At 48.7% G+C, this 12197-nt stretch carries 1 protein-coding gene (only partly in view); it reads right to left on the bottom strand.

Features of this window, described 5'->3' with window-relative positions:
• Positions 1–440: 440 nt before the first annotated feature.
• Positions 441–12197: the end of a non-ribosomal peptide synthase/polyketide synthase gene (locus KD145_RS00805; protein ID WP_212004035.1), read on the bottom strand. Its footprint extends 32739 nt past the window's final position; only the last 11757 of its 44496 coding nucleotides appear in the window; its start codon lies beyond the right edge, outside the window; its stop codon occupies positions 441–443.

Below are 12197 nucleotides of genomic sequence, written 5' to 3'. Positions count from 1 at the left end.
CGGGTAATAGTTTTAGATTAACACACACAGGCTATCCTTTATTCCGGAAGACCGGAATTCATATCAGGCAACAAAAGACAAGGACATACCCCTGTCAGGTCGGATTAACTGAGTGTATCTATTCAGGTGAAAAGGGTTTTCTTGATTTAAAGGTTCGGGTTTCACGTAAATGGGTTACTCAAAATATATTCGCAATGGTTTTTATATATGGTATGCATCTGCCATAAAACAGAAGGCAATGGCTGCTTTAACAACACAACAGCTATAAAAAGGGTTTCCTCGATTTCTGCAGCCCACCGCAAACATTATGTTTACAGAAATTAAAAATAATCCTTTCAACTGCAAAAATCTTTCAGCAAAGAAACAACAAACAAAATTCGGAGTACTAACATAACATTAATGAAATAATCCGGTAGCAGATCTGCTACCGGATTATTTCACTATAAACGTCCTGCAATTTTTTTCACGATGTTAGGATCGTGCACCCATGAATCATGGTCACTGTCAATCTCCACGATCTCCGCAGGATCACCCTGCAATACTTCGGTTAGATAGTTATCTGTTGATGCGACGTAATGGCGGATCACCTCCACATATTCTGCCGTGACAGCCTGCAGTATATGTTCACCCAGTTTGGTGGCTTTGAAAAGCAGGATATGCCTTGCAATCTGTTCTTTCAGCTGCGGGTCATAATTAATGTTAATTGCTCCCAGCCCTGCAGAATGATACAATTCAGAAACATATCGGCACCTGAAGAAAGAATCGACCATTACCAGTTTCTCCACTTCCAAACCACTTGCTGTCAACTGCCTTGCAATCTCAAAAGCCAATGTACCTCCAAAACTCCATCCGAACAGATGATACCTGCCTGATGGCTGTAATTTCCTGATCAGGTCTACATAGTAGCGGGCAAGGAATTCATAGCTGATCTGTGGGATTTCTTCCTCCGTCAGTTTTTGTTTGAGATGCACATAGTAGTTATTGAAAGCAACCATCCGGGTGTTTTTCAATTGTGAGATGATGTTTCCCAGATAACTTTCTGCTCCACCTCCTCCCGGTGGCAGCAAAAACAGTATAGTTCCATTTTCCGTATCCGGATTGAGTTTTATGAATGGGTCAAAATCTTCCGTAAAATCACCTGGTGAATATATCGTCTCTCTGTTCAGACAATGTTCAGCTACAGCTGCCAGCATTTCGCCGAATACGACTGCCAGCCTCTCCATTATTGTCTGGCTCAGCTTGCCCCTGATATCAAATCTCATCTTACCGTTAATCACCATGCCGTTTACGACAATCAGATAATGATCTATATTATCAAGGACGGGTACTCCTGCCGGCTCCTCCGTGAACGCCCATTCCTGCAGCTTATTTTCCGCCTCCTGTCTACTGTCAAACTGGCCCAGATAGTTAAAGGAGATACGCGGCAATGCATCATTGACATATCCGTTCAATGCACCATACCCAAGACCTTTACCGGGTATAGCCCTCAAATATTCCTTCACGCTGAGAATAGTGCTTCCAACATCTCCGGGGACAGTATGCAAACAAACAGGATACATAGTAGTAAACCATCCAACCGTATGGGATAAATCAATATTGGTTACCTCTTCCCTACCATGGCCTTCCATCACCAGGTAATGGTCTGCGTTGCCGGTGATGGACGACAGCGTTAATCCCCATGCCGCAAGCAACAAATCATTGATCGTGGTATGGTAGGCTTTTCCAGCTTCTGTCAGTAACAATCGCGTAGTTGCGCTGTCCAGGCTGGTGACGGTATGATGTTGGGTAGTTTCTTTTTCTGCCAGTTGGGAAATGACATCCGGTGAACTGCGGTATCCGTCTATCGTTTTTTTCCAGTAGCTGATCTCATCTGCATGTTCCAGATGATAGTCCTTTAAGAAGGCAGCCCACTGCCTGTAACTGGTACCCTTATTACCCAATGTAACAGGACTACCGGCAGCCAATGCCGTATAAATGGTTTGCAGGTCATCCCGGAGAATGCGCCAGCTCACCGCATCTACAATGAGATGGTGAAGCGCAAAGAATATCCGCGTACTACCATCCGCAAATCCGTGGAGATAAGCCACACTATACAACGGTCCTTCACTCAGATTAAAATGATGCTGGTATACTGTCAGTATCTGCTGCAGCTCTACAGCAAACGCTGTACTATCTTCAGCATGCGGAATGGTACGAATATCCAGCACTTTCATTTCAGGCGCTTCCGCTTCCGGATGGTAATACTGCCCGTATCGTCCTGTTTCATCTGCCTGATACCGCAGACGCAGGGCATCATGGAATGCAGTCAGCTCTTTCAGCGCCAGTTGCAACAAAGCGACATCCAGTTCTCCGGTACGTATTACAAATGATTGATTCCAGTGATGCGGATAGTTTAACGGATGGCTGAAGAACCATTCCTGTATCGGCAACAATGCCGCCTCCCCGCTTAACAGCCCCTGTTCTGCTATTATTTTGACTGGTCCTGTAGCCTTCGAAATCACTTTATCATGCAATTGTTCGATACTGCGGTAAGTAAAGATATCCTTCATATTCACCTTCACACCCAGCTGCTGTCTGATCCTGTTTTGCAACTGGATACCGAGGATACTGTCGCCTCCGAGGCGGAAGAAATCATCGCGGATACTGATGCCGGCTGCCGGTATTCTGAGCACTTCAGCATATATCTCACGAAGCACGGCCTCCATTGCGGTTTTCGGTAAAGACTCCGATTCGGTTGCATTGGTAAGCACCGGCTCTGGCAACGCTTTATGATTTACCTTTCCATTAGCCGTCAGCGGTAGTTTGTCCATATGGATAAATGCCGTCGGTATCATGTAATCCGGCAGTGAAACAGACAGATGCTCTCTTAACGCCGCATCTTCCACAGCTGTTGCTGCTACATAGTAAGCCGCCAGGTACTTCGTTGTTTTTTCTGCATCGGTGTTTTCTTTAACTACTACGATACTTTGTTTTATTTCTCCATGGCTGCTGATAGCGGTGGCAATCTCGTCCAGTTCTATTCTATAGCCGCGCAGCTTCACCTGGAAATCGGTACGGCCAATGTATTCGATGTTACCATCGGGCAGGTATCTCACCAGATCTCCTGTTTTATAGAGGCGGTTGTTTTCTTCCGGCCTGCTGAAAGGATGGTGAATAAACCGTTCCTGTGTGAGTGCCGGTTGATGGAGATATCCTCTTGCCACGCCGTCGCCGCCGATGTACAACTCTCCGATGGCGCCGGATGGCACCGGACGGAGGTTGTTGTCGAGTACATAGGTAGATGTGTTTGATAATGGGTGACCAATGGGCACAATACCATCTGCTGCGTTCACCTGGTTATTGCAACGGAAAGAAGTGGCAAAAGTAGTGGTCTCCGTAGGGCCGTACACGTGCAACAAGGTGACCGAAGGGTAGTTATCCAGGAAGGTGCTTACATGTTTAAACGAAACATGTTCCCCTCCAAACAGGATGTACCTGAGGTTTTTTAATCCCGGAAGCGATTCTTCTACCAGGAGGTTGAATAACGCGGTGGTGATAAAGAAGATGGTCACCTGCTCTGTCTGAAGTATATTATCGAACCTGGCAATATCATGCAGGAGATTTTTATCAGAGAGAATAAGCGATGCACCATTGAGCAATGCACCGAAGATATCAAAGGTAGAACCATCAAAAGCGTAATTGGATATTCCCATGATCCGGTCTGTGGCATCAATACGAACATAGTCCGTATTCTTCACCAGGCGGGCTACGTTCCTGTGTGTGATCATCACTCCTTTGGGCATACCGGTGGTACCACTGGTATACATCACATACATCAGATCGACAGATGTATTAACATGGGGCTGATTGGCTGTAGAAAGGCCATTCAGCGTTTCTACCCATTCATGATTATCTATTGCCGTGATGGTTGCCGTGGTGAGACGGGTCAGTTTCTGCTGATATACTTCGTTGGTCAGTACCAGTTGGGTGGCGGTATCCGACAAAATATAACTTATTCTGTCATCCGGGTAAGCAATATCTATCGGTACATATGCAGCACCTGCTTTCAGTACCGCCAGTATTGCTATCACCATCTGTTCTGAGCGGTCGAGGTACAACCCTACCAGGTCATCGGGCTTCAGCTTATAATGTGTACGCATATACGTAGCCAGCTGATTGGCTTTTGCATTCAGCGTGGCATAAGACAGGCGTATATCTTCATATACCAGCGCGATAGCGTCAGGACTGGCTTTCACCTGTTCTTCAAACAGCTGGTGAATGGTTTTGTCAGCAGGATAATCACGAACGGTATTGTTCCAGTCAAAGATCATTTGCTGGTATTGCGCTTCGCGCAGATGTACCAGCGATGACACTGCGATATCGGGATGTGCTGTTAGTTGTTCCAGGAGCAGTTCCATGCCGGAGAGTAATTGTGCCATGACAGCATCATCGAACAGTTCTGCAGCATACCTGAGTTCCAGGCTGAGTACCTGGCCACGTTCTACAGCCGCTACGGCCAGCGGATAGTCCAGTTTCGAAGCGCCACCCGTAAGCTGAATGGACAGCTCACCTCCTTCGCCTTCCGTTCCTGCCGGTACCGGATAGTTTTCAAACACAAACAGGCTGCTGAACAGGCGTTCGCCGCCGGGGTGCAGCCGGCCCAGGTTTACATCACTGCGGCTGTTTACCTCTCCAATATGGGATTGTAAATGTTGAATGGCAGACCATGCACTACCACCCCCATGTTCCATGATCACCGGTAATGTGTTGATATATAAACCTACGGATTCTTCTATATCATTGATGGGAAGGTTACGGCCGGAGACGGTCATGCCCACCACAGTTGTACGCGTGTTGCCGTAAAGGCTCAGCTGCCGATGCCAGCAATATTGCAACACAGCATTGATGGTAACACCATTGGCAGCACACAGACGTTTCAACGCTTCATAACGGGTGCCACTGATGACCAGATCCTTTTCTGCCGGCTGCAGAATATGACGATAGGTAGACAAGCGGATATGGCGCTGGTCTGTGCGCAGCAGGCTACTCAGGTCTTCCTGCTCTTCCAGCTGATCAACCGCTGAGGTCCAGTAGGACTCATTATCCTCACGATGTTGCTGCAGATAACGTTGCGCTTCCGCATAACGCTGGTCTTGCTTCACTACTACAGTCATACCCTGCAACAGCTGCAGATACACTTCATGTACATAGTTGAGCAGCAACGGCATGCTCCATCCGTCCAGTATAGCGTGGTGGTTGCTGAAAAGACAGCTCCACTCACGATCCCCACGCTTCACCAGGTATACCCGGAAAAGGTTACCGGCTGACAAGTCGAAAGGCAACATAAGGTCCTGTGCCCTCAGCTCCTTCAGAGAAGCCTCCTGTGAGGTTTTATCCTGATGGCTGATATCGAGGTAACGCCAGTCAGTATGTCCATGACGATCTATGATCTGTACCAGTTCATGTTCCCAGGCAAAACGCAGACGCAGGGCACTGTAGCGCTGCTGCGCGTACTGCCAGGCCTGTTGCAGCAGGGTGGGATTGATGGCATTGTGATAGTCCCAGGCCAGCTGCACATGATAGGCTTCGTCTACATCTCCCTGATGCAACGCATGATAGATAAAGCCTTCCTGCAGGCTGCCGGCCAGATATACACCGGATACTTCCTGTTGCGATTGCAACACCGATAACCAGGCATCAGAGACGATATTGTCTGTATCGCTGGCCGTCAGCCAGGTGCGCGGTGCGCGCCCCAACCATTCGATCATCTCTTCCAGCACCTGCTGATACTGTGCTGCCAGCGTGGCCAGCAGATCAGCTGCTATGCTACCAGAGATATTGAATTGAAGACGGCCGCCTATCACCCGCCCATTGATATTGATCAGCTGATGATCGCCATTGGAGGCATCTATTGAAAGGCCACTATCTTCTCCTGTCAGCTGCCATCCGCTGCCCGCGGCACTTTCCTGCCCATCAAACCCGCCGAGGTAGCTGAAGCTGATACGAGGCAGGCCTTCAGGACGGTAGCCCGTCAATATCCCATAACCGATACCGTTAGCCGGTACCGCACGTAGGGATTCTTTGGCAGATACCAGTTGGGCGCCATAATCATCGCCTTCACTGATGATCTCTACAGGATACATAGTGGTGAACCAGCCACTGGTATGCGTAATATCGATGGATGCCGAAAGTGCCTCGCGGCCTTGGCTTTCCAGCAATATATAATGATTATTTTCTCCTGTGATACGAGACAGGGCAACGCCCAGGGCGCTTAATAGAATATCATTGATTTGTGTGTTATAAACATGATGACTTTCACGCAGCAGGCGCCCGGTAGCTGCAGTATCCAGCAACAGGGATGCGTAGCTGACAGCTGATGCAGACAGGCTTTCCAGCAGGGCATTATCTGCTTTTATTGCAGGCAACAGATCAGACCAGTATTCCCGTTCTGCAGCAGACAACTCGTAGCCAGCGATCAGCGCTGCCCATTGACGGTAACTGCTGCCTTTGGGGCCCAACCACCGTATATCCGTTGTGGTTACCAAAGACAGGTGATTGTAAATACGCTCCATATCCGCCACCAGCATAGGCCAGCTCATCGTATCTATCAGCAGATGATGTACCGCCAGGAAAAGGCGTGCACGCCCATCGGCGTAACCTTCCAGGTAGCCGGCCTGTAATAACCGGTCTCCATAGATATCAAAATCAGCCTGCCAGGAGCTCAGTAATGTATGCAGGGCTTCAGGTGTTTCCAGCGTGCGGATATCCAGACGGCGGATGTCCACACTGGTTACTTCCTCGCTATAATATTGTGTACCATCAGGGCGGTAGCGTAAACGTAGCCCATCATGATAATTCAACAGTACCGTCAGTGTGCGTTCCAGCAGCGTCATATCCAGTACAGGTGCACTAATCAGGAAAGACTGATTCCAGTGATGATACTTCGGCAGCAGGCCATTGGAGACATTGGTAAAGAACCAGCGCTGTATGGGCAGCAATGGCACTTCTCCGGACAGGATACCCTGTTCTGTTTCCAGTTGTACTGCAGATGCGGCTCCCGCAGCAATCACGTTTGTATATAGAGAAGCAATGGTGCGATAACGGAAGATGTCTTTTACGGTAACATGAATACCTGCCTGTTGACGCAGACGGCTTACCAGCTGGATACTCACAATGGAGTCTCCACCCAGCCGGAAGAAGTCATCATCCACACTTATCTGATCGCCGGATATGCCCAGCACCTGACCATAGATGGTGCACATGACTGCTTCTGTCTCATTTTCCGGAGCACGGTAATGATCACTGCCGGTAAATACCGGCTCTGGTAAAGCGCGGCGATCCAGCTTTCCATTAGCCGTCAACGGCAAGGCATCCAGTCGCATCAGCACAGACGGGATCATATATTCAGGCAGATAATTGCCCAGGTAGTCGCGTAAAACCTGATCGTCAAGCGTTTCCGCAGATACATAATAACCCGTCAGATAATGGAGGCCGTCAGCCTGCTCCCTCGCCAGCACCACTGCATCGGTGATACCGGGATAGGCCGCCAGCTGGTGTTCTATCTCACCTGGCTCTATACGATAACCACGCACCTTCACCTGGAAGTCCGTACGACCAATGTATTCAAGGTTACCATCATGGAGGTATCTTACCGCATCGCCGGTCTTATACAGACGGCCGCCGCCAAATGGGTTTTCTATGAAACGTTCACGGGTCAGTTCCGGCCGGTTCAGATATCCACGCGATACGCCTGCTCCTCCGATATAAAGTTCTCCGGTAGCACCGGCCGGCACCGGGCGCAGCTGATCGTCCAATACGTAGACGCTGTAATGATGATAGGCCTTGCCAATAGAAAACTCAGTAACAGTGTCGTCTATACGATAATAAGTGGCGCCTACCGTAGTTTCTGTCGGGCCGTATTCGTCAATGATAGTCGTAAAGCAGGAAAGTATCCGGCTGACCTGATGACGCAACAATTTCTCCCCTCCTACGATAGCCGTTTTCACACGTACTTCCGGATTATTCAGCAGCGACAGGTACGCCGGTGTACCCTTCACCAGTTCAATACCATGGGTGATCAGGTGACGCTCATAAGTTTCCACATCTGTTATACTGCCTTCAAAAATATACAGGCATTTTCCAAAACACAACGGATACAGGGTAGTCGTTACCGATAGGTCAAAAGATAAATTCCCTGAAAAATCAACACGGGTAAGATCTTCCGGCAGCATATCCTGTACATTAAACAGATAGTTGACCACATTCCGGTGCTCTACCATCACCCCTTTGGAACGGCCTGTTGTACCGCTGGTATAAATAACATAAGCCAGATGCTCAGGCGCAGTTATCACAGGAGGTAATACCGACTGTTCGTATACCAAAGGCCGGTGGCCGATAACCTCTGCAGTTACTGCTGCTGACAGCACTGAGAGTCGTGCTGCGTATTCCTCATTGGTCAAAACCACTTTCATACCTGTATCCGACAGCATATAGGCGATTCTCTCTTCAGGATAGCCGGGGTCTATTGGCACATAGGCAGTGCCGGCCTTGAGCACAGCCAGTACGGCCGTCAGCATATGCTCAGAGCGGTCCATACAGATGCCTACCAGGTCATCCGGCTTCAGCTGATAACGGTGACGTATATATGCTGCCAGTTTATCAGCACGGTCATTCAGTTCTCCATAAGACAGCTGTACATCTCCACAAACAACAGCAATACGCTCAGGATGAGCAGCAGCTTGCTCTTCAAACAGCCGGTGAACGGGTTTGTCTACCGGGAACGTCTGTACGGTATTGTTCCATTGAGCCAGCATCAGCGTACGTTCCATCTCCGACTGATAATGCAGTGATTTTATCTGCAGATTCTTGCCTGCAACCGCCAGTTGACGTAAAATTTCCTTATAGGTGCTAATATATCCTTCGATGGTAGCCGCATCAAAAAGGCCCACGGCATAGTTAAAGGCGCCCGTGATCATTTCGGGGCTATCGTCCAGTATAACGCTCAGGTCGTACTTGGCAACTTTATAATAGCTAGTGGCTCCGTAGGGAGTAAACAGACCAACTGTGTCAGCACTATTACCACCAAATTGCTGAATACTGAAAATTGTCTGGAATACAGGATGGCGCGACATGTCAGGTTCTACCTCCAATTCGTCCACCAGCTTCTCAAACGGCAGGTCCTGATGCAACTGGGCTCCTATCACGGAATTACTCACCTGACGGATGAAGTCTGTTATCCGTTGTTCAGGATCTATTTCTTCCCGCAATGCCAGTGTATTCACAAAGAAACCGATCAGATCCGCTATCTCTCCGTAGTGACGGTTGGCAACCGGACTACCCAATACGATATCGCGCTGATTGCTGTAAGCGCTTAGCAACAAGTAATAAGCACTCAGCAGCACGCTGTACATACTTACTTCCTGGTTACGGGAGAGAGCCCTCAATCCATCGCTGGTGGCTTTATCCAGCGCAAAGGAAATATCGGCCCCGGTATAATTGATATAGGCCGGACGGGGTTTGTCTGTTGGCAGATGCAGTGTTTCATAACCCGATAATTTATCCTTCCAGTAGGACAATTGTTTGTCCAGCACCGCATCTTTCAGATAATGCCGCTGCCATAAAGCAAAATCCTTGTACTGCAAGGGCAATGGTGCAGGCAGATATTTTTCTGCCGCTACCACTTCTCCGGCCGCAAGTGTTTCGTAATGGTTATAATAACTCACCATGTCACGCAACAGGATTTCCGTAGACCAGCCGTCAAATGCTATATGATGCAGCACGATACTCAGGTAAATGTTTGCTTCAAACTTATAGCATGTTATCCTGATGGGGAATTCCCTATCCAGTACGAATACACGATTCGCCTGTGTAGACAGCTCTTCCCTCAACACAGCTTCAGAGAATAACTCCCGGCTTTCTATTTCAAACGGATGTATCGTATCATCCTGGACCACCTGATAACTCTGTCCTGCTGCCGTCGTCTTTATCCTGCTCCTCAGTATCTCATGACGATGAATGACAGCCCGCAGCGCCTGTAACAGGAGATCGATGTGCACCTGTGACTGTAACTTCAGTACCAGTGGTATATTATAAGCATTGCTACCGCCTTCATAATTCTCAATAAACCATAACCGTTCCTGCGCAAAGGACAACAACTGCTCTTCCGGAGCGCTGATAACCGGCACTGTAATCTTCACATGATCACCGCTACCTTCCTGCAATACTGCCGAAAGTTTGCGGATGGTGCGGCCGTTAAACACTGCAGCCACGCTTGTTTTTGTGCCCAGCAAGGTATTCAGCCTGTTTACAAGACGGATCGCGAGAATACTGTTACCGCCCAGGCGGAAGAAGTCGTCCGTCACGCTGATGCTGCCTGCATCCAGTTCCAGTACTTCACCAAACACGGCGCATAATTGTTTCTCCATTGCATTAGCCGGCGCCTCATAACTGCCCTCACCTGTAAAAGCAGGATCCGGCAAAGCACGGCGGTCCAGCTTTCCATTGGCCGTCAGTGGCAAGGCTCCCAGCCGCATCAGCACAGACGGGATCATATATTCCGGCAGGTAGCTGCCCAGGTAGTCACGTAACACTTGTTCATCCAGTATTTCAGCACATACATAATATCCCGTCAGGTAGTGGATGCCATCAGCCTGCTCCCGCGCCAGCACCACAGCATCGGTGATGCCGGGATAAGCCGTCAGCTGGTGTTCTATCTCACCCGGTTCTATACGGTAACCACGGACCTTCACCTGAAAATCAGTACGGCCGATGTATTCCAGATTCCCATCAGAAAGGTACCTTACCGCATCACCTGTCTTGTACAGCTGCCCCTTCAGTCCGAAAGGGTTCTCCATAAAACGTTCACGGGTTAACTCCGGCTGGTTCAGATACCCACGCGACACTCCGGCTCCGCCGATGTAAAGCTCTCCGATAGCCCCGGCTGGTACCGGTCGCAGCTGATCATCCAGCACATAAATGCTGTAATGATGATAAGCCTTACCTATGGAAAATCTGGTAACAGTATCGTCTATACGATAATAAGTAGCTCCTACCGTAGTTTCTGTTGGACCGTATTCGTCGATGATCGTTGTGAAACCGGAGAGTATCCGCCCAATCTGGTGAGGCAGCAGCTTCTCTCCTCCTACTATCGCCGTTTTGATGCGGACTTCGCGACTGCCCAGCAGCGACAGGTACGCCGGTGTACTCTTCACCAGCTCTATGCCGTGAGTGGTGAGGTGATGCTCATAAGCTGCCACATCGGTTATACTACCTTCAAAAATATACAGGCATTTGCCAAAACACAATGGATATAGTGTAGTCGTTACCGATAGATCGAAAGATAAATTCCCTGAAAAATCAACACGGGTAAGATCTTCCGGTAAGATATCCTGCACATTGAACAGATAATTAACCACATTCCGATGCTCTACCATCACGCCTTTGGAACGGCCTGTAGTACCGCTGGTATAGATGACATAGGCCAGCTGCAAAGGAGCTACTGCAATCGAGGCGTTTTCTCCACTATACCTTACAGACAGACTCGTCTGGAAATAAATATCTTCCGTATTGAGCACCTTTAAGGAAAGTCCCTCTGTCAGCGATTTGATACGCTCCGTATGCTGTTCGTTGCTCAGCACCACTTTGGTACGGGTGTCGCTGATGATATAATGTAACCTGTCATCAGGATGGGAAACATCCACCGGTACATAGGCAGCTCCTGCCTTGAGTATAGCCAGCATCGCTATCAGCATATCTGCTGAACGATCCATGCAGAGTACAATCAGGTCATCCGGCTGCACATCAAAATTTTTCTTCAGGTAGGCTGCCAGCTGATTAGCCTGTTCATTCAGCTCGCGATAGCTCAGCTTGCGGTCACCACATACGATGGCCGTCTGGTCGGGTATCAGCGCCGCCTGAGATTCAAATAATCCATGAATCGTGGCTGTTGTGGGATATCCCTTCGCTGTATCACTATACCGATGTATAATGCTGTCATACTGTGCCTCGTCCACGTAACGCAGGGATTTAACCTGTTCTGTACTGGTTTTCACCAGTGTAGACAGCTGACTTAAAATTTCCTTATAAGTATGGATATAACCCCTTATCGTATGTTCTTTGAACAAACTGGTAGCATAGTTAAAGGCACCTTGAATTTCTTCATCACCATCGCTGATCATCACAGCCAGATCAAATTTCGCCACCTTATCGTCAGATTGCCG

This window comes from Chitinophaga sp. HK235, assembly GCF_018255755.1.
In the GTDB taxonomy this organism is placed as follows: Bacteria; Bacteroidota; Bacteroidia; order Chitinophagales; family Chitinophagaceae; genus Chitinophaga.
This window is presented reverse-complemented; position numbering and strand designations above follow the sequence as displayed.